At 39.1% G+C, this 21470-nt stretch carries 14 protein-coding genes; 4 read left to right on the forward strand and 10 right to left on the reverse strand.

What is annotated here, in order from left to right; genetic code table 11:
• Positions 1 to 147 precede the first annotated feature (147 nt).
• Positions 148 to 4587 (forward strand): S8 family serine peptidase, encoded by a 4440-nt coding sequence (locus QA584_RS21985; RefSeq protein ID WP_278271249.1) that lies wholly within the window; start codon positions 148 to 150, stop codon positions 4585 to 4587.
• A gap of 649 nt (positions 4588 to 5236) precedes the next feature.
• On the opposite strand, the gene QA584_RS21990 is transcribed toward QA584_RS21985, so the two are convergent.
• From QA584_RS21990 to QA584_RS22020, 7 genes are all read right to left on the reverse strand, one after another.
• Positions 5237 to 5971, reverse strand: coding sequence for an ABC transporter permease (locus tag QA584_RS21990; RefSeq protein WP_278271250.1), 735 nt, complete (start codon positions 5969 to 5971; stop codon positions 5237 to 5239).
• Positions 5968 to 6588, reverse strand: a complete 621-nt coding sequence (locus QA584_RS21995; RefSeq protein ID WP_278271251.1) for an ATP-binding cassette domain-containing protein — start codon at positions 6586 to 6588, stop codon at positions 5968 to 5970. The genes QA584_RS21990 and QA584_RS21995 overlap by 4 nt, the downstream gene beginning before the upstream one ends.
• 59 nt (positions 6589 to 6647) lie before the next feature.
• Positions 6648 to 7610, reverse strand: coding sequence for an ABC transporter substrate-binding protein (locus QA584_RS22000; RefSeq protein ID WP_278271252.1), 963 nt, complete (start codon positions 7608 to 7610; stop codon positions 6648 to 6650).
• Positions 7611 to 8198 (reverse strand): UbiX family flavin prenyltransferase, encoded by a 588-nt coding sequence (locus tag QA584_RS22005; protein WP_278271253.1) that lies wholly within the window; start codon positions 8196 to 8198, stop codon positions 7611 to 7613. It lies immediately after the preceding gene.
• Between the two features lie 308 nt (positions 8199 to 8506).
• Complete coding sequence (locus QA584_RS22010; protein WP_278271254.1) at positions 8507 to 9379, reverse strand: UbiA-like polyprenyltransferase; 873 nt, start codon at positions 9377 to 9379, stop codon at positions 8507 to 8509.
• On the reverse strand, positions 9369 to 10805 hold the full coding sequence (locus QA584_RS22015) for a menaquinone biosynthesis decarboxylase (protein ID WP_278271255.1): 1437 nt from the start codon (positions 10803 to 10805) through the stop codon (positions 9369 to 9371). Before QA584_RS22015 ends, QA584_RS22010 begins: the two co-directional genes overlap by 11 nt.
• Before the next feature lie 873 nt (positions 10806 to 11678).
• Positions 11679 to 14759: a glycoside hydrolase family 2 TIM barrel-domain containing protein gene (locus tag QA584_RS22020; RefSeq protein WP_278271256.1), complete on the reverse strand. Its 3081-nt coding sequence runs from the start codon at positions 14757 to 14759 to the stop codon at positions 11679 to 11681.
• Positions 14760 to 15049: 290 nt separating this feature from the next.
• Here QA584_RS22020 and QA584_RS22025 point away from each other — a divergent pair, with 290 nt between their 5' ends.
• Together QA584_RS22025 and QA584_RS22030 are read left to right on the forward strand one after the other, a co-directional pair.
• Complete coding sequence (locus QA584_RS22025; protein WP_278271257.1) at positions 15050 to 15907, forward strand: helix-turn-helix domain-containing protein; 858 nt, start codon at positions 15050 to 15052, stop codon at positions 15905 to 15907.
• Positions 15908 to 16324: 417 nt separating this feature from the next.
• Entirely contained in the window at positions 16325 to 16681 is a 357-nt protein-coding gene (locus QA584_RS22030) for a hypothetical protein (protein WP_278271258.1), read from the forward strand.
• A 298-nt stretch (positions 16682 to 16979) separates the two neighbouring features.
• Here the strand turns inward: QA584_RS22030 and dapA are convergent, their stop codons facing one another.
• Positions 16980 to 17870 carry a 4-hydroxy-tetrahydrodipicolinate synthase gene (gene dapA / locus QA584_RS22035; RefSeq protein ID WP_278271259.1) on the reverse strand — a complete coding sequence of 297 codons (891 nt, stop codon included), beginning with the start codon at positions 17868 to 17870 and terminating at the stop codon, positions 16980 to 16982.
• 687 nt (positions 17871 to 18557) lie between these two features.
• Between dapA and QA584_RS22040 the strand changes: the two genes are divergently transcribed.
• The gene (locus QA584_RS22040; protein WP_278271260.1) at positions 18558 to 19115 is read left to right on the forward strand and encodes a hypothetical protein; all 558 of its coding nucleotides are present in this window, start codon (positions 18558 to 18560) and stop codon (positions 19113 to 19115) included.
• A gap of 140 nt (positions 19116 to 19255) precedes the next feature.
• On the opposite strand, the gene QA584_RS22045 is transcribed toward QA584_RS22040, so the two are convergent.
• Together QA584_RS22045 and QA584_RS22050 are read right to left on the reverse strand one after the other, a co-directional pair.
• Positions 19256 to 20536: an esterase/lipase family protein gene (locus tag QA584_RS22045; protein ID WP_278271261.1), complete on the reverse strand. Its 1281-nt coding sequence runs from the start codon at positions 20534 to 20536 to the stop codon at positions 19256 to 19258.
• Positions 20537 to 20685: 149 nt separating this feature from the next.
• Complete coding sequence (locus QA584_RS22050) at positions 20686 to 21456, reverse strand: SDR family NAD(P)-dependent oxidoreductase (protein ID WP_278271262.1); 771 nt, start codon at positions 21454 to 21456, stop codon at positions 20686 to 20688.
• Between the last annotated feature and the right edge of the window lie 14 nt (positions 21457 to 21470).

The following is a 21470-nucleotide window of genomic DNA, read 5'->3' on the forward strand; positions in this document are numbered from 1 at the left end:
TTTCATATCATTTCCTATTTTAGGAGTGTTGCCAAAAGCAAAACTCTTTTTTCATTTATTCAGCAGAATGTACCCGGGAAACATTCTTTTGGTGCTGAATCTTAACGAATAGGTATGGTATCAATAATTTAAGAGAGAGGGATGTAAATGAGAAAGAAACTGACGGCAGCTTTGACAGCTCTGATATTCGTCATTACTTCCATTGTGACTGGACCTGTGACCTATGCCAGTTCTGAAGCCACAAAAGAAGGAATCAAATCTTTCACAAAAGTTGAAAATTCAGGCAATGATACCTCTGACCTGATTAAAAAAAATACAATAGAAACGTACATCAACGGGAAACAATATGGACCCGAAGATGAAGTTACCGTAATAGTTGAATTAAAAGAGGCTCCTCTTCTGGAACATTTTAAAACAGATCAGACTGCAGGTCTGGTTAATTCCAGTATGTCCGAAAGTTTTGACGAATATGCCGTTACAAAAAAAGCAGAACAAATCTCAAATGGACTGATAAACAGACAAAAGCTGGTAACAAATAGAATTCAGGCTTTAAAGACAGAAAAAAATACCGCTGCTGTAATCTATAATTATACATCAGTTATGAATGGTTTTGCCATAAAGGTAAAATATCAATCCCTGGCAGAAATTAAAAAACTGCCAGAGGTAAAGTCAGCCTACATAGCAGGCAGTTATGAAAAAATTGAACCGGTTATGGATACCAGTACCGGTACCATTGGAGCAGTTGCCACCTGGGATTTGAATTTAAAAGGGGAAGGAACTGTAGTTGCCATTCTGGATACAGGTCTTGATACCGGTCATATCGGTTTTCAAAAGGTTCCTGCCCAGCCAAAATTTACAGAAACTGATATTCAGCAGAGGATTTCAGGTAAAGGTCTCAGATCCGGTATAACGGATGCTTCAAAAACTTATGTAAGCGCAAAAATACCTTATGCTTATGACTATGCAGATTCGGATACCCAAGTAACTCCGTCGGTGTTATCGGTAGAAAAAAACGGTAATGATCATGGCACCCATGTTGCCGGTACCATTGCTGCACCGGACGAAGACGGTGACAGTATAACAGGTGTTGCACCGGAAGCACAGTTAATGATCATGAAAGTATTCAGTGATACAATAGGCGATAAAGGGGCCAGCACGGAAGATATTCTTGCCGCCTTGGATGATACGGTTACCCTTGGAGCTGATGTCATCAATATGAGTTTAGGATCCCCAAGCGGATTTACCTATGACGGTGATGAATCGGTATCCGAAGTATATAACCGCATTACTGCTGCCGGAATCACGCTTTCTGTCTCTGCCGGTAACAGTTATAGCAGTTCCTATAACAACGGACTTAATGGGTTGGCTTTATCCGGCAATCCAGACACTGCTGTTGTTGGCTCACCCTCCACCTATGCCGCTTCCACCTCTGTAGCCAGTGTGATCAATGCCAAATATCATTCCGCTTATTTTGAAATAAACGGAGAAAAAATTTCTTATTCGGAAACCGCTGTAGGAAGCCAGCCCTTATTCCGTGATTTAAAACCAGTTACCGGAGCTGCAGTAGGGGTAACTGACTTAAACAGTGCTGATGAACGGACCGGTGCTGCTGATGCTGCTACTGATACTACAGCCTCCTCTGACTCTGCTGGTACATCCGTTGTTACAGGGGCTGCCATCGAATATGTACCGGTTCCTAATGTTGGTAATTTAACCGATTACAGCAAAATCGATGTAAACGGCAAAATAGCCCTGGTAAAAAGGGGTTCCTTAAGCTTTAATGATAAAGTCTTAAACGCATATGCGAAGGGTGCCATCGGTATCGTAGTTTACAACAATCAGCCAGGTACAATTAACATGTCCATATCTGATTATGTAATCCCCGCGGTTTCCATAACAGCTGCAGATGGAGATAAATTATTAAAGGCAGCAAGTAAACTACTCACGATTACCGGAGAAATAGGTACCTTCCCGGATGATAATGCGAATAATCTTTCCACTTTCTCTTCCTGGGGCGTTACACCGGATCTTAAATTAAAACCTGAGATATCCGCACCTGGAGAAAATATTTATTCCACTCTTCCCTTTAACAATTACGGCAGTATGAGCGGAACCTCCATGGCAGCCCCTCATATAGCAGGTACCTTTGCTCTGGTAAAAGAATATTTAAATACCTCTGCAAAATTTTCCACACAATATGACAAGGCAGAACTTGCCAATGATCTGTTAATGAGTACAGCAGTTCCCACAAAAAATGCAGCCGGTGTTTATTATTCACCCCGTAAACAAGGCAGCGGCATTGTCAATGTATATAATGCCGTCAACACGGATGCCTACCTGTATGTGGCAGATCCGAAAGAAGCAAACCAACGGCCGAAATTAAATCTTGGGGATGATGCAGCAAAGACCGGTATCTATACGAAATCGTTCCATATAAGATCTGTTACCGGTTCTGCAATTACCTTCATACCGCAGGTTACCACCTTAACAGAAACCGACGGAGGTGGAGTTATTGGTGAAACCCCAGAGAATATCAGTGATTTAACCAATGTAGAATTTACGGTAAATGGGGAACATACCGATGCAATAACCTTACAGTCAAATGAAGACATAGAGGTAACTGTTACCTTCACTTTAAGTGATGAAATTAAGGATACTCTAAATAATAGTTTTGAAAATGGCGAGTTTGTAGACGGTTTTGTTATTTTGAATTCCTTGGAAACCCCTTATAATCTGTCCCTTCCTTTTATGGGCTATTATGGAGACTGGACCCAGGCACCATTATTTGATTCCGGTTCTGCCAACGACCTGCAAGGTTATCAGCAAAGTGTCCATGCTTTATTAACCGATGACGGCAACAGTTATTTAGGTGTGAATCCTTTTGATGATAATGCATATGCACTAATTGGTACCTATAATCCTTATCTGGAACCGGATTTATATGATTTGCTTTCGCCTATGGCAGGTCCTGAAAAGATTGCTATCTCACCCAATCATGACTCATCTTTTGATAGTCTTGATATTGCCCAGTTAAGTCTATTACGAAATGCTAAGAGCCTTGACTGGTCCATCACCGATAAGGAGAATCAGGTACTTGCTTCCGATGGCTATCATTACGAATCAAAATCAATCTACAATCCGAATTATGGACTTGTTGTTCCTACCTTCCTTGATACTATTTACTGGGACGGTACCGATGCATCGGGAAAACTGCTTCCTAATAATACGGAGGTAACCTTTAAGGTAGACGGACAATTGGATTATGACGGACATAGCCAGAATAATGCAAACAGTGAGTTGACTTTCCCCGTTACCATCGATGTGGAGAATCCAACCCTGGCAGGCGTCTCAGAAAAAGATGGTTCTATCGAGATTCAGGTTAAGGATAACCAGTATGTAGCTGCCGTTTTCCTGTTTGATAAAAATGATCCGCTGAATCCGGTTGCTTCCTGTTTGTTAGATGAGGACACGAAAGGAACCACTACTTCAATTAATATCGACCTGGCAGATTTAGGACTGGAAGGTAAAACTGCTTCCGATCTGGCGGTTATCATTGCCGATTATGCCATGAATCAGGCATATTATTCACTCGATAAAGTACCGACTCCAACTCCAACTGACCCTGGCACCACACCGACTCCGACTGACCCTACTCCGACTCCGACTAATCCTACTCCGACTCCAACTGATCCTACTCCGACTCCGACTAATCCTGCAACACCAACTCCAACCGCTACACCAACTCCAACTGCTACACCAACTCCAACGGTTACGCCTACACAGACCCCAGGCCATGGGTCCGATCCTGGTCCTTCAGCACCTGGTTCCACTACGACACCAACCGCCACGGCAACTCCGGCTCCTTCTGTAGATTCGGTAACAGTTAGCCCTGCCTCAAAGACACTCTATATAGGTGAAACCAGTAAAATCACCGCCAAATTACCAGCTGTAACCGAGAAGGATGTTACTGCTATTACATTCACTTCTAACAAGAAGTCCGTAGCAGAAGTTTCTAGTGACGGCACAATAACGGCAAAAGGTGCCGGGAAAGCCTTAATAACCACAAAAGTAACGATTAACGGCAGTTCCAGGGATTTCACCACCAAAGTTACGGTTAAAAAGCCTTATATCAGTTTTGGAAGTAAACCGGCAACGGTATATACCGGTAATACTCTTAGCTTTGCAGCCAAAGCTTATGGCATAAAGGGTGAGCTTACTTACAGTGTATCAAATACAAAGTTAGCCACCATTCAAAAAGAGACCGGACTGCTGACTGTCAAAAAACCTGGTACTATCTATATAACCGCCCGGACAGGGTCACTTTCGCAAAAGATTAAAGTAACCATAAAAAAACCTTATATCCGCTTTACAGGAAAAAAAGCTTCTCTAAAGGCTGGTGAATCTTTTGATTTTAATACAAAGCTTTACGGATTTACCGGTAAAATAACTTACCGGGTTTCTGATACAAAGCTAGCTGCTATTAATAAAAAGACAGGAGTTTTAACTGCTAAAAAAGCCGGAACCGTATATGTTATTGTCAAATCTGGTACGGTTACAGCTAAGTATAAGGTTTCTATTGTGGAATAATTTGCAGCAATCATATCTTCGCAGTTATTTTTGTCTTGGTATACTTGATAAAATCAGCAAGGAAGGTGATTAAGAAAGCATTGATTATGCTATGTTTCATAAGCTTAGGATTCTGAGCCTGGAATTCACTAATGATTTTTTAAGGTGGTAAAGCAAGACCCAAAAAGCACAAACTCCTCGCTATGCTCGTCAAACAGTGTGCATTTTGAGTCTGAACCACCTGAAAAAGTCATAAGTGAATGATCAGACTCAGAATAAAGCGCTTATGAAACATAGTATAATCATGCTTTCAATTTAGCTTTAGGGCTGATTTTATCAAGATTTTTTAAGTTTATAACTGCGAAGTTTGAGTTAGGTATATTATATTTTAAGAATTGATACATATCTGCTTACAATGATTGAATCATTTTTTGCTTTCGTTATTTAAACTATTTTATTTTCATATTTATTTTTATAGGATTTTAAAAAAGCCTGCACCGGTGTATGACTTACTGTTCTTTTCAGAGAATTTGATACCTCTGCTAAAGAACTGCCCGGTGAAGGCTTTATTATGCAGTATCTTCTGTTTTAATGTATTTCTTTTAATATATTGCTTTTAATGTATTGCTTTAATGTATTGCTTTAATGTATTGCTTTTAACGTATTACTTTTATCGTTTTTCCTGTGAAGGCATCCAGGGGCAGATTCTCTTCTGGAGTCTGTTCACAATAGCTACACTGACAAGTCCCAGAATCCCCAGTACTACGATTCCAGCATACATCTGCTGATAATTAAGTCTCATCCACATGTCCATGATATAAAAGCCCAACCCCCACCTGGTTCCAAAGGTCTCCGCAAAGAACAGTACGGAGATGCCGGTTGCAAGTCCGATCCTTACAGAAGTAAACATCTCCGGAAGGACTGCCGGAATAATGATATGGCGGATAATTGAATTATGGCCTGCCCGAATCGTTCTTAAAGGGATAAAGTATTCCTGGGGTATGTTTTTAACCGCGTCATGGGCTGCTACAATTACCTGGAATAACATTATGATAAAGATGATAAAGATCTTTGACAAATCCCCGATGCCAAATAAGAGCATAATCAGAGGCAGCAATGCAATTTTGGGGATGGGTGCTAACAGATAAATAACTGGTGAAATATATTCACTGAGACGCTTATGGTAACCAATTAAGATTCCAACCGGCATTCCAATAAGTACCGCAGAAACTACTCCTGCAATCAGTCTTAAGCAGCTATAAAATCCATGGATCAGTATGGTTTTGATATTCCATACCAGTGCTGCCAATACCTGGGTAAAGGACGGGAATATATTATTATCCGCTAGGATTGCAGTGAACTGCCATATACTAATTAATAATAAAATGCCTAGCCATTTTTTCACCGGTATTCCCTCCTTGTACTTCTAGTATTTTCCAAATTTATAATTCTGCTGCCCATGTATTCTGCTTCTTCCGTGTTATGGGTAACGAATAAGGTGGTAATACTGTGCTGCCTTTGGAGCTTTAAAAAGACTTCCTGGATTTCCTGTTTGGTTGAGACATCCAAAGCAGAAAAAGGCTCATCCATTAATATAATATCCGGTTCATAGAAAAAAGCCTGTCCCAGGGCTGCTCTCTGATACTGACCACCACTTAAGTACAAGGGATACTGTTTTTCATACCCGGATAAACCAAGGCTTTTCATAAGCTCGGAGGCTTTTGTCTTATCCACTCTGCCGTCTTCTACTTTCTTTAACAGAATGATATTTTCAAATACGGTTTTCCAGGGAAGAAGGCAGTTCTTCTGTGATATAAAGGCAATTCTGCTGTTTTTAGGCAACTCAACACTTCCTTCGTAACCACGATGAATGCCGGCAATCATCTTTAAAATAGTAGACTTACCAATACCGGAGGCTCCGGTCAGAGCTGCTATTTCGCCTTTTTCAACCACAAAAGATATATTTTTTAGAATTGGCTGTCCGGTATTATAATATATTGATTGTGCGTTCAGTTCTATCATAATGACTCCCTTACCGTTAATTCCTGAAACTCTGTATATAAGCTCACTAATACCATAACTTATTCATTTACTTTCTTCACCAGGTCTTCGTAAGTATAGGCCTGTTTTATCAATTTCCTGTCATAAAGCCACTGCATGGCATCTAATACTTGCTCTTTTTCTGGAAGTGAGGTTTTTTCATACTGGGGAAGTTCTATGGTCAGAGCAGTTTCCGGCAGACCGGTTTCCTTTATAACTGCCGGCATGAATTCCTTTTGGTCGGTCGAGTTAATATAATCCACCGCTTTGTCATAAGCTTCATAAAAAGCTTTGATTTCATCGCTCTTTTTCTCAACAGCAGCTTTGGTAAATAGCATGACTCCTGGATTTATTCCCAGTTTATCAGAGGTATTTACTATGATTCCACCAGCTGTCCCGGCTGCTGATACATAGGGTTCAGGCATGGCAACGGCATCAATCTGGTTATTCTGTAAAAGCTCCAGTCTGGAGGGGATTTTGGGAACGGAAGTCTTTTTAAGCTGGGAGGGGTCCCCACCATCTGCAGAAACCATACTGTCTGTCACATATTCAATTATGGTATTCAAACTAAGACCAATTTCTTTTCCTTCTAACTGTTTAGCATTTGTAATCCCAGAATCCTTCCCTGCTACGATTCCATATCGTCCATAAGTCTTTGAGGTTGCATAAACAGGAAAATCACCGTCTTTGGCAAGGCAGACCGCCAGGACATCGGAAATGCTGCCGTCTAAATTACCGGAAAACAATGCACTGTCCCTATCTACCGGACTCTGATAGATTTCCAGCTTCACATTGTCACTAAAATAGCCCTGCTGTTTTGCTACTATTAAGGGAATAGAGTCAAGATCTGTCATAACTCCGACAGTTAGTGTGTTCTTCTCCTTTGAACATCCCGTTAAGACGAAGCTGGCAGTTAAGATTACACATAAGGTAAGTAATATTCTGACTGATACTGCGTTTGAAACTTTCACTTTATTAAAAACTTTAACTTTATCTAAATTCATTTAATTAGCCTTTCCACTGTTCCATTTTGTATATAAATCATTATCAATTCCGGCGGATTTTAATATTCTGCCTGCAATGCCGTAGACCATCTCATCATAATTATCTGAATTCGCATAAAACATGGGAACCGGCGGCAGTATGACTGCCCCGCATTCACTCAGGGTCAGAAGATTCTTAAGATGAATGCTGCTAAGAGGTGCTTCCCTTGGGGATATGACCAGTCTGGTCTTTTCTTTCAGGCAGACATCCGCAGCACGGCATAATAAATTACCACCTGTTCCGACAGCAATCTTAGCTGCCGTTGCCATGGAACAGGGAACTATCATCATGGCCTCCACCTGAAAGGAACCGCTGGCCACCCTTGCAAACATATCCTGATTCTCATAGTCAAAGATTTCAGCTTCCTTTTGTTTTATGGTGCTTATAAATGCTGTCCAGGGAATTCCGGTTTCGTATTCAAACACCTTTCTTCCCATATCGGTGGCTATGATATGGAGTTCTGCTTTCGTACCGGCTAAATAACGTAACAGTACTTTGGCAAGAATACTCCCGCTGGCGCCGGTGACACCAATAATATATCGTTTCATCTACATCTAACTCCAATCTTTTTATACCTCATAATTGTATCTCTTGATCGTATCACATATTCATATCTCGTAATCGTATCTCTTGATCTTATCTCTTGATCGTATCTCTTAATCGTATCTCTTAATCGTATCTCTTAATCGTATCTCTTAATCGTATCACTCAAATTCATGTAATCCCAATGATAATTAATAATTTCTATAATTGCCTCACTTAATATATGACACTACTAATTTACCATAATTAATATTAAAAAATTGATTTTTTCCTTAAGAATATAAGATATCAATCATGTTCCCTAATAAGCATTTTATAATATGGACAATTTACCATACCAAAAATCAATCATAGCAAAAATAAAAAATACAATACTTAATATCTGGTTAATATGATAGGCTGCAAATAGCATCTTATTTTTATTTTCCGGAATTACATTGTAGTGTTCCACACACAGTAAAATTACGGAAACTATAATACCAATCAGGAAAAAGATACCTCTGGGCATGAAGATGTAAAGGGCAATGAGGCAGAGCACATGCATGACATGACATCCTCTTGCAATCCACAGGGCACCTTTTAGTCCAAACCTAGCAGGTACGGAATGAAGTCCTTCCTTGCGGTCAAATTCGATATCCTGTGTGGCATAGATAATATCAAATCCGGCTACCCAGAAGCATACCGCCGCTCCTAAAAATAAAGGTACTAACGTAATACCACCGGTTACAGCAATCCACGCCCCCACCGGTGCCCCTCCGCAGGCAACACCAAGGATAAAGTGGCAGAGCCAGGTAAGGCGTTTTGAGTAGGAATAAAATATAAATAAAGCAATGGCAAAGGGAAGCAGTATCAGACAGGTGAGGTTTAACATAAAAGCTGCTACCGCCATAAGAGCAAAACATAGCACCGTTATTGCTATTGCTTCATATAATTTTACCTGCCCGGTGGATAAATGTCTGTTACTTGTCCGTTCATTTTTCTGATCAATATACCGGTCAGCTATACGGTTGAATGCATTGGCACCGTTTCTGGCTCCGAATAATGCCACCAGAATCCAGAAGAAGATGCTAAGCTCAGGAATCCCGTTGGCCGCCCATAACATGGCAAGAAGTCCAAAGGGCAGGGAAAAAACAGTGTGGGAGAACATAACCAGTTCCCCATACTTTTTTAACTTATCAAATACCATACTCCTTCCACCTCTTATCCACTTTTTCTTTTACTTTATCGGACATCACAATATCATCCGGCCATTCCCTTTCATATCCTTCGGAAGCCCATTTCTTCGTTGCATCGATTCCGAGGCGATTACCGATTAAGTGGAGGGGAGAAGAATGATCCAGGGCATCTAAAGGTCCTTCTGAAATAATTAAGTCCCGTTTGGCATCTATATTATTAAATACTTTCCAGGCAACAGCGGAGATGTCATGAGGATTAACCTCTGCATCTACTACAATAATCATCTTGGTATACATCATCTGGCCATTGCCCCATAAGGTATTTAATATTTTTTTGGCATGGGCAGGATATTTCTTGTGGATGGATACAATAACGCAGTTATGGAAAACTCCTTCTAACGGAAAATTCATATCGACAATCTCCGGAGCAACCATTTTAAGCAGAGGAAGGAATAATCTCTCTGTGGCTTTTCCCATATAACAATCTTCCATAGGAGGTCTGCCCACAATCGTTGCCATAAAGACCGGTTTTTCTTTTCTGGTCATTTTGGTTACATGAAATACCGGGTACATATCCTTTTCTGAATAATATCCGGTATGGTCCCCGAAAGGTCCTTCCATTCTTAGTTCTTCCGTATCCACATAACCTTCCAATACAAACTCACTATTGGCCGGGATGTAGATATCGTTGGTTACGGATTTAACAATTGGTACCGGCAATCTTCTTAGGTACCCGGCAAACATAATCTCATCAATCATTTTAGGCAGGGGCGCCGTAGCCGCGTAAATAGTAGCCGGGTCACATCCGATTACAACAGTAACCGGCATCTTGCCGCCGAGTTTTCTGTATTTGTCATAGATTTCCCTTCCATCCTTATGGAGATGCCAGTGCATGCCGGTAGTTGTCTTGTCATACACCTGCAGTCTGTACATACCGATATTCTGCTGTCCGGTCTCCGGATCCTTAGTAAATACCAGGGGCAGGGTAATAAAACGTCCGCCGTCATCCGGCCAGCACTTTAAGATGGGAAGCTTGCTTAAGTCGGGTTCTTCTATGACTTCCTGACAAGGCGCTTTCTTTACTTTAATAGGAAATACGGTTAACAGCCTTGCAAGTCTTGGAATGGATTTTACCTTGTCAAGCATGGTCTGGTAATTGGAAAAGTCAATTAAATCCTGAATATCTTTACCGATGTCATCTAACTTATCTGCACCAACTGCCATACTCATTCTCCGGTATGACCCAAAAGCATTAATTAATAATGGATATGGAGAGCCTTTTACATTCTCAAAAAGCAGGGCCGGTCCTCTCTTTTTCACTACACGATCCGCAATTTCAGTAATTTCAAGGACAGGGTTTACTTCTGCCTTAATCCTCTTTAATTGTTTTCTGTCCTCCAGATACTTCATAAAATGTTGTATATCTTTATATGGCATGTTATTTTCTCCTCAAAAAAATTAGGTGTATTTTGTCCAAAGAATACTATAACACATTGTGTAAAAAGATTCATCCTGTTGGAATGATTTTTTGTATCATTTCTGATTTTTTGTGGATTTAGGCTATGATTTTATGTGGGGGCACGAATTTTCTGTGAAAGGTTAAGAATTTAACATTTTAATTTAGGTTGTGGAACTTGATAAAATCAGCTTTTAGTCTATGAAGAAAGCATGCTACTACGGAGCTCTTTCCTAAGCTTATATTCTTCACCTGAATTTACTAATGGCTGCTTCAAGTGGTAAAACAAGAGCGAAAAAGTACAAACTCCTCGCTATGCTCGTCAGACAGTGTACTTTTTCGCTCTAAACCACTTGAAGCAGCCATAAGTAAATTTACAGGTTCATCATGAAGCGCTTAGGAAAGAGCTCCGTAGTAGCATGCTTTCAATTTATGTGCCTGGGCTGATTTTATCAAGTTTTTTATATTTTATTTTTACTATAAAATTATTAATAGCCATATCATGAAACTATGCGGTACTAAGAAATATACTGTGCCATTGAAAATATACTGCTGAATGATAATATACTGTACTGTGGAAATATATTGTTGGATGATAATAAACTGTACTATGGAAATATATTGCTGAATGATAATAAACTGTACTATGAAAATACACTTCTCTATGAAGTTAGTTATATTATGAAACAGGTTGAATTATGAATCAGTTATACTTATTTCGTTATTTATGAATCCTTATACAATTGTACTACGAATAGTTATAAATACGTTATACTTGGAATCAATTGTACTATCTAGTCCAATATAATATAAAACCGTTCCTACAGTGTCATACGTATACTTTCGACAGACTGTCAACCCTTGAAGGACAGGGTCCAGTGTAAGGCTATCTTTTCTTCGTCTAAGCGATATTTTTTGATTAATGCCGGTCCACAGCTGTTTGAGCCGATTCCGCTGTTTTTATAATCCAGGCAGACAACGGTGTGTCCTGATTTTTCAAGTTCGAAATTATGTTTCTTTTGAAGCAGTTCTTCCTGGGTATATTCTGATACGTTAAAACTGAAATCTTCTGCTCCGGTAACAGTGAGGGAATTGACTCTGTCACTTACCTTTAAGTATTGGCAGCCAAAGTGGCTGGAATTCTCCTGGGGTTTTATATAGTCTTCATACATATCGGATACTTCCTGTTTAAAACAGCCGACGTATGTGCATCTGTGTTTATCGATATAGCTTTCATAAGGACCATAGCCAAAGTATTCTGCTTCTTTAAACATCTTAGGCATAAACATTCTTAGTCCAAGTCTTGGCAGATAAGGCATGGCAGTATTCCTGTCACCGGTAAGTGCGATTTGTACCGCGCCGGTCTTATCAACAGTCCAGCTTACTTCCATATCCAGAATATGCTCTCTTTGAATCGCCGCGATTGCAAAAGCAGAAGTAATCGTAACAACTTCGCCGGAGGTGGTTTCTGTCTTATAAACCCTTACCATATGCCTGTCATAGCCTGCTTTCTGCCATTCTTCCCTTATATTCCGGTCGTTGTCCGTAGGAGCCCTAAAGATGTTGTATTCCATAGGTTTATCCAGATAAGATACCTGATTATAGACAAGGGATTGAAACGCAGCGGTTACTTTATCATATACATAACGGAAGTTACTGCCGGTTAAAATAATATGACGTTCCTCTTCCTCAACCGTAATCTCCCTTAAACCTGTATTCAGGATGCTGTCTTTGCTTTCTTCTGCCTTATATCTTCCTTCTTTGATCAGAAGCTGGTCAAAGCCAGCAGTATGACCTTTCGGAACATAAGGGGTTGCTTCCTTTAAGATATAAGTCAGGTTTAAGTAACTGATTCCTTCTTCCGGAACAGTAAAGCTTAATTTTACTGATTTTCCTGATTTAGCAGGTATATCAAGCTCCTCCAAGCTGCCGCTTCCTATGGTCTTACCATTGCATACAACCTCATAGGTTACCATTAAATAATCTTTTAAATTGGTAAAATCCAGCTTGTTTTCAAAATATACCAGACCAGCTTTTAAATCTACTATGGAAGCTCTTACCGGCCGGATTACATTCTTATATTCCAATAAGCCGGTTCCTACTCTTCTGTCGGGGAATACAAGACCATCTACGCAGAAATTACCGTCATGTGGGTATTCCTTAAAATCACCGCCATAGTAGAATTTATCTTTCCCTTCAATTGTTTTTCCCATATAGACCGCATGGTCACACCATTCCCACACAAAACCGCCGATAAATCTATCATCTGCGTATATTTTCTCAAAATAGTCTTCAATATCTCCGGGGCCGTTTCCCATGGCATGGATGAATTCACATAATACATAAGGCTTTTTATTATCACTATTATTGAGATATTCATCGATTGCTTCCACAGAATCATACATTTTACTGTATACGTCGATCATGGAAATGTCATTTTTATGTCCGCCGGTTTCATAGATACTGCCTTCATAATGGGTCAGGCGGGTACTATCATAGGCCTTAACCCAGCTGGCAGCATCTTCAAAAGCCTTGCCGTAACCGGATTCATTACCCATAGACCAGAAAATGATACTTCCGAAGTTTTTATTCCGCCTTACATTACTTTCAATACGGTCTCTTACAGCATCATAGAAAATATCCATCTGGACAATATCGCCATAGGTCGTAAGATATCCGCCGCTGTAAAAGGAGGTAGCGCCGTGGGATTCAATATCAGATTCCGAAACCACATAAAATCCAATTTCATCACACATCTGTAAAAACCAGGGTGAATTCGGATAGTGGCTGGTTCGGATGCCGTTCACATTATGAAGCTTCATCAATGTGAAATCCTTTAAAGCCTGCTGTTCATTAATGGCTGCCCCGGTATAAGGATCGCTGTCATGTCTGTTTACACCTTTAATCTTAATTGGAACATTATTAACATAAATAACCTGGTTAATAATTTCGACTTTTCTGACTGCTACTCTTTGTACAAGGGTCTCTTCCCCGGTTTTAAGCAGTAAGGTGTAAAGCACCGGATGTTCAGCATTCCAAAGCTTTGGTTCCTCTAACACAAACTCTGCATGACCCTCTGCTGCCTGTTTTACTTCTAAAACTTTACCTTGTGCCTGACCGGTAAGTCTTTTCCCGGTCTTATCATATAAACCGGTCTTTTCATCTGCCTCCAGTAAGACACATTCCGTAGGAATCGTGTCATTATAATATTCCAAATCAATCAGAATCTTAGCTTTTTTGCAATCTTGGGATACCTCTGACTTTACAAAATAGTCCCTGATATGTTCCTTGGGACGGGTAACTAAATAAACATCACGGAAGATACCGGAAAAACGGAATTTATCCTGATCTTCCAAATAGCTGCCATCACACCACTTTAATACCAATACTGCTAAGGTATTCTCACCCGGTATCAGAAATTCGGACACCTCAAACTCACTGGTAGAATGGGATACCTGGCTGTAGCCTGCGAACGTTCCGTTTACCCATACATAAAAACAGGAATCCACTCCTTCAAAATTCAGGAAGTTCTTGCCCTGTAACTTTTCTTCTTCCAGATAGAACTTCTTTATGTAAGCACCGCAGGGATTTTCCTCCGGCATATAAGGTGCATCATAAGGGAAGGGATAATTGACATTGGTATACTGGTTCTGTCCGTAGCCCAGAATCTGCCAGCAGCTTGGTACCGGAATGGTATCAAAATTCTCTGCTTTAAAATCCTTACCGGTAAACTCCTCTTCTACTTCAAAACGGTTGTTATAATAGCGGAATTTCCATTCTCCGCTTAGCATGGTAACTCTTTTTGATTCTTCTCTTGGGGTGTCTAAAATTTCACTGGCCAATCTGTCTGTCTCAAAGGGAATGTAGTATGCCCGGTAAGGCATGGTTCCCAGGTGAAGTGTCTTTGGATCTTCATAATACTTCGGTAATCTCATATGCGGTTCCTTTTCCTTTCCATTCTGCATGCAGTAATAGTGTGCTTTGGTTATTTAAATTATAATATATTTTATGGTGAAATCACATAAAGTATATTATCTAAAACATATACAAAATGATACTTTTCACTTTACTTTATATCAAATATAAGTCATACTCAACTATAAGGACACCTAATTTATTTACTGTCCCTATCCATATAAAAGTTACATTTTTTTAGGAATTTTATGTTAAAACGGAGAATATACTGACATTTGCAATAAGCAGACAGCAAGGAAAAGGAGATACTATGTTAAATATATCTGGATATTTATACGGCTTCGATGAAGAGGTGGTAGATACACAAAATAATATTTCCGTTAACAGCTGCGGACATTATAAACTGATAAAATTAAAAAAGTTTGAAACCCTCCGGACAATTGGACGTAAGGATTATCAATTACTGTATGTGGCACACGGCAGTGCGGATTTTTTAATCAGGAATACTATGGTTCATGTACCGGCGGAATCGTTTATATTATATTACCCGGAGGAAATCCAGCATTATTTTTATTCTCTTAAGGAGCATCCTGATATTTACTGGATTCATTTTTCCGGTCTGAAGGTAATGGAACTTTTAACCAGGTGTGGATTATATCCTCATCATCTGTTCCATATCAATACCGGGGAAGAATGCAAAAGAATCTATGATAAGATTATAAGAGAATTGCAGTTAAAACGGGAGAATTTCTTTTCCCTTACCAATGTGTATTTTGAAGAACTGATTTATCTGCTTTCCAGACAGATTTCAGAAGAGGCTTCCGAAAGCCATAAGAGTAATGAACTAATTGAACAGGCAATTGAATATTTTCATACGGAATATCAGCATGAACTGTCGGTCAAAGACTATGCGGATCAGTGTAATATCAGCTGCTGCTGGTTTATACGGAGTTTTAAGAAATATACCGGTACGACACCCGGACAATATCTGTGTGATATCCGCATGAATAAAGCCAAGGAATTATTAAAGGACGGCACTTTTAACATCAGTGAAACCGCTGAATTCGTAGGCTATGGCAATCCTTTATATTTTAGCCGGATTTTTAAGAAGAATGTTGGCATGTCGCCCAGTGAATATTTGAAAAGGCAGCAGACTTATTTGGATTAAGGCTTTTTGTTAGTCGTTAGTGTTTCTCAAGGGGGCGGCAGTATTCAGGTATACTTGTAATCGTTTGGCAGGGAAAGAAACCCGCATGGCTCTAAAACTTGGTGAACTGCTTAAAGCAGGAGGAAAAGAGCAAAACTCACTTCGTTCAGACAGTTGCTCTTTTCCTCCTTGGCGCAGTTCATCAAGTTTAAGAGCCATGAGGGTTCTTTCCAATACCAAACGATTACAAGTATACCTGAATACTGCCTTAGTCTTTGGTGTTTTGTAGACAAAGCTATTTATATTATGGTGCACTGTCTATTAATAGAATAATATATAGTGCTTCATATTTTCTTTTTATTCTGGTATAATCTAATATACGTTGATTTTAGTTAAGCAACTGCTACTGTAGTTTATTTATACTAAGGGGGACATGATATGGGAATATCACTATATTATTCAGCAGAAAGAAAACTGCCTTTAACAGTGCAAGAGAATGAAACTATTAATAAAATTATTACTAAATACTCGGATGCATTTGAGTTTAAAGGCATTGGAGAAGATTTTTGTGTCTATGAATATGATATTTCAGAGCCAGATATAATATTTAGCGGAGCGACGAAGTTGCCCATGACAGAAGATGTAAATGATATGTTTAGTGCCTGTTTGCATTGGGCTGGATGTTTAACCGAGATACGAAAATCAGTACCTAACAGTACCTGGTATGTTAATTTAGATGATACAGATTTGCTATGGGATGAGGATACAGGATGGTATTTTTCTGATGAATTTTAATGTACGAGGTTATAAGTATTTTCGGAGTATAGGGCTGAAAATCAAATAATGCTATTAATATTTATTTAGCTTCTAACTAGTATGAGGCAGTTGCAAAATTGTAAGGTTTTTGAACTTGGGCTTAGAAAGGGGATAATGTTTTTTAGAAATTTTATTCCAATATTGCGCGAATAGGCGGCTGCATTCTCTTTCTTGCAGCCATTCGCGCATACTTTACACAAAATTTTAAAAAAACATTATCCCCATTCTCTCCCAAGTAATTTACTCTTTGAATTTTGCAACAGCCTCTTGTATTTTTCTATTTTTCGTCTTTATTTTTCGTCTTAAATTTTAATACTCTATCAAGTTTTTCTTTCAGCTGATCCGATATCTGGGTCAGAGGAAGCCTTAATTCCGGTGATTCGATAAGTCCTTGTTCACTCAGGCAATATTTGATCGGACCAGGGTTTGGTTCTTTAAATAGAAGGGGGATAAATTCATACAGTTCCTTAAAGAGTTTCAGGGCTTCGTCTTGGTTATTCTCTTTTACTTTTTTATATACTTCAACAAATTGTTCTGTTTTAACATGGGCTGAGGCCAGTATTCCGCCCTGTCCGCCTAAGGTTAGGGTCAGATAGAATAAAATATCTTCTCCGGTCAGCACCGAAAAATCTTTTGGCGGGTTTAATAGCAATGCCATGGTCTGTTTGATATCTCCGCAGGAATCTTTTAGACCCACGATATTCTTAAGCTCAGCCAGTTTATAAATTGTATCATTTTCCATATTGGTTCCGGTACGGTATGGGATATTATATAGTATGATGTCTAAATTGGTTTCTTCGGCTATACTCTTAAAATGACCGTAGATACCCTCCTGGCTTGGTCTATTATAGTAGGGACAGACGGACAGGATACCCTGTATATTATACTTTTCTGCAATTTTAACTTTTTTAATGACTTTCGCCGTATAGTTGCCGCCAACTCCTGCAAATACAGGCAGACGGCCGTTATTATATTCCAAAGTCTTATCTATCATTTCTTCAAACTCATAATCGCTTAATGCTGGAATCTCACCTGTAGTTCCCAAGGGGATCAAGCCGCTTATTCCCTTATCCGCATAATGATCAATCATTTTCCTGTAGGATTTATAATCTATTTTGTCCTCTTTAAATGGGGTTATGATTGGTAACCAGACACCCGAAATCGGCATAAAACTACCTCCTGATTATTAAAACTATTTCGTTTTATATTATATTTTATAGAAAAACTAGGGATTTGCTACTTTTTTATTGTACTTTAAGGAATAACTTCTTAAAAACTGCATTTGTTTCGCTCTTTCCCTACCCTTCCCAATTCTTATCAAGGATTTATCCATTACTTATTTCCACTTTCTTATGCCTCTATCTTATGGTTCTATTTTACACAACATTATTTAATAAAGATATCATTAAACTGCTTTATTTATTGCAAATAGTGCTCCAAAATAAGTACAAGACTGATTTGAAAGAGGCGAAAATATTGCTGAATTATTGGTAAATTTAGATAAGTAAACAAGAAGAACTGAAATTAACAGAAAAAGAAAACAAAGAGGTATCTTAAGATAGAATGACCTGGCTATTTACTGATTATAATATCTTTAACACCAAATGGGAGGTGATATTTTATTTCATAATAAGTATGAATTTATATACTATTGTGGAGCCATTATTCCAGATGGCATTCCTATAATCCGATCCATATCTTTGTCACTCAATATAATTCATTGCTATAGACTATCCCGGGTCATCTATGATACAATCATTATTAGTATAGAGTGGCTTATATATAATCTAGCTTTGCAGATTATTGCAAGTAACTCTAAGCAATCACAATACTGAGCAAAGAAGAGGATAATTACATGTATAGATTAATACAGCCTATGTATGACGAAGGTTGCTCACCTGATGAATTTGAAAACGGAATTAATAATATAAAAGGCGAAAAATATCAAGAACTAATAGATATTTGTTTTACTTCGGCTTCCTACTTTTCGCTGTCGAAAGCACCATGGACTTCTTGCACTAAGACAGACCTTGCCACCGAACTAGAGCCATTTTTAGTCAAAAAAGTTCGGCTACAGAAATGGTTTTGTTATGACTTTTCTTCAAGAGATAATTTTATCGAAATAAATATATATAAATCAACTAATACTGCACAAGAAATATTGCTTAAATACTTTTTTGATCTATTTTTACAAGAACAAATTAATGGGCAAGTGACTTCTTCTACACAAACGCTAGAAGATCTTTGTTTTTTTACGCATAACTCGCTTTTATTGGGAACCGTTACGCACGAATATATGTGTCATGTTTATCCGCCAAGCGAAACCGTTAAACAGAAAATTATTTCAACTGGAAAATGGCAGTATAGTGAAGACATTCCTTCGGAGCAGATTAATATAGCACAAATAATTTAATCTAAGGACTGCATAGCACTTCTGACCGGAAAGGTATAACTGCTCGCTGAATAAAACAAGTTGATGGAAAAGATACGCTTTGATTAAATGTGCTTTAAAGCAGCTTTTACACCGCTTTAAAGCACATTTTCATCTTACACCTATTCTGGCAGATTTTTTAATATTTGTAACAAATCAAAGAATTGCCCCTCCAGTAAGCTTCTGTTATTCTCCATGGTAACTACTTCCAGGTGGTCGATATTATTAAGCTTGCCAAGATAATTCCAGACTCCTAATTGTGGTGTACCATTGTAGTCTACCATTTGATCGGTGGAATTAAGGGTCGGGTAGATGGCTGAATTTACACTTACAACTCCGTCATTTTCCCACCAGGTATTGTCAATTGTAACTTCACCGGGAGTTCGGTTTGTGTACATTCCCATAAAAATTGAACTTTTCCAAAGGATGGGATGCATATTCAGGTTTGGTACCTGATAATGTGTAAGGATATCTTCGTGAGTATCCGAACAGGCTAGGGAAAAGTAATACACATCCTTCATAGCCGGTACTTTTTCATTCAGCTCTTTCGCACCTTCCGGCGTTAAATCCCACAGACTTATATCTTTGGTGTTTTTCCACAGATTGCTGTTCATTACTCGGTTATAATAACTAAAGTAAGATTCACTGTCTGTTCTTTTAAGCCCCCACTGATCCATTTTTAAATCAAGATTATAGTTCCCTGCGCTAATTTCTGTTCCGGTTATAGCGGCAAGGGCGGCAAAGATCTGATGTGCGAAGGGCTCTATTTTATTTTGGGAATATGCCTCCTGGCTGCCGTTATGGGGTGTAGCTATGGTAGAGATACTGGCAATCCAGGACTTTCCACCGGCAAAAAGGGGACTCAGACTTCCGTCTGTGGTGGCCGCAATCTCCTCTGGACTGCCGGTTTCTAAGAGCTGTGCTAAAACTCTGATTGTCTGCCCGCCCATGCTATGTCCAATTAAATGTACCTTTTGAATAATTCCATTTTCATCGGTGGTTCCAAACTGGGGATAAACACCGGTATACGTTCTTCCATATCTGGCATGCCCATATTTTTTCGCATGTGCCTCTCCATAGTCCACAGTTCCGCCTTTCATATAGGCGTATAACTCACAGGCCCGGTCCCAGTTACTAGAAATTGGTCCAACGGAGGGTGTATAGACGGTATAGCCATTGTCATTCAGCTTTTGACTGAGGCTTTCTGCACCACCCCAGTAATTAATTCCGGCAACTTCATTATTACCCCAGCCAAACAAGCCATGTACCATTACAACCGGGTAATGATTACCGGTTTCTTCCTGGGCAAAGACCTGTTTGCATGGAGCTGACACAAGCCCCAATATTGTTGATACTGTAAAAAGTAAAGCAATTATTATAGTTTCCCCTCTAAATTTTTTCAAGATAACCTCCTTACGCCTTATAAGCGGCAATTTCATTCTAAGAGAAAAAGCACTCTCTGTATTTATTTCAAACGAATCTTCCTTGCTGCTAGCATACCCTCTTGGGTTTATGCTATAAATTGCGCGTGGTAAGAATCGTATTATTGTGGCTAGACCTGTGTTTTTTGCAGCCACTTCTGAAATTTAGCATTTTGTATTTTTCCATATATCGTATTGGTAAACGGGAAAATCCGGTTTATGGCTCGTAATACGATAAATGTTTTTGAAGGATAGATAAACCGTTTTTCCTTTTCAATTCCCCTTATAACACTTTCCGCCACTTTATCCGATGCCTGAACCGGCCATGGAACCGGAGCTTTTTCTGCTGCTTTTGCAAAGAATTTGGTTTTAGTAGCAATTGGATAAACAAATGATATAATCTCATTCTTTTTTGCTTCATATTGAAAAACTCTTCCAAAGCCGTTAAGGGCATGCTTTGTGGCACAATACAGGGTATAACCGGGAAGCGGGACTTCACTGACCGCCGAACAGGTTATTACTACGGAATATTTTCTTTCTCCATTTATCACCCTCATCTTTTCTACTGAATAGATGGGAGAAAATACATTAGTACAAAAGATATCCGCAATATGTTCCCAATTTGCGTCCTTAATCTGCTCACAATAACCAAAGCCTGCATTTGCGATAAATATATCAATACTTCCCAGTTTTTCTGCTGCAAAATCAAATAACTTATCCACCTCTTCTTTATTAGAGACATCACAGGAATAGGGAATTACTTTTTGATTAGCGGGTATTTTAGATACATTTCTTGCAACCGCGACTACGTTTACCTCGTATTGCATAAGTTTCTTTAAAATTTCCTTTCCTATGCCGGAGGAGGCTCCGGTTATAACTATATTTTTCTTATTCAAATTCATAGGTAACACCTCCC

It is taken from the genome of Anaerocolumna sp. AGMB13025 (assembly GCF_029689925.1).
Taxonomy (GTDB): domain Bacteria; phylum Bacillota; class Clostridia; order Lachnospirales; family Lachnospiraceae; genus Anaerocolumna.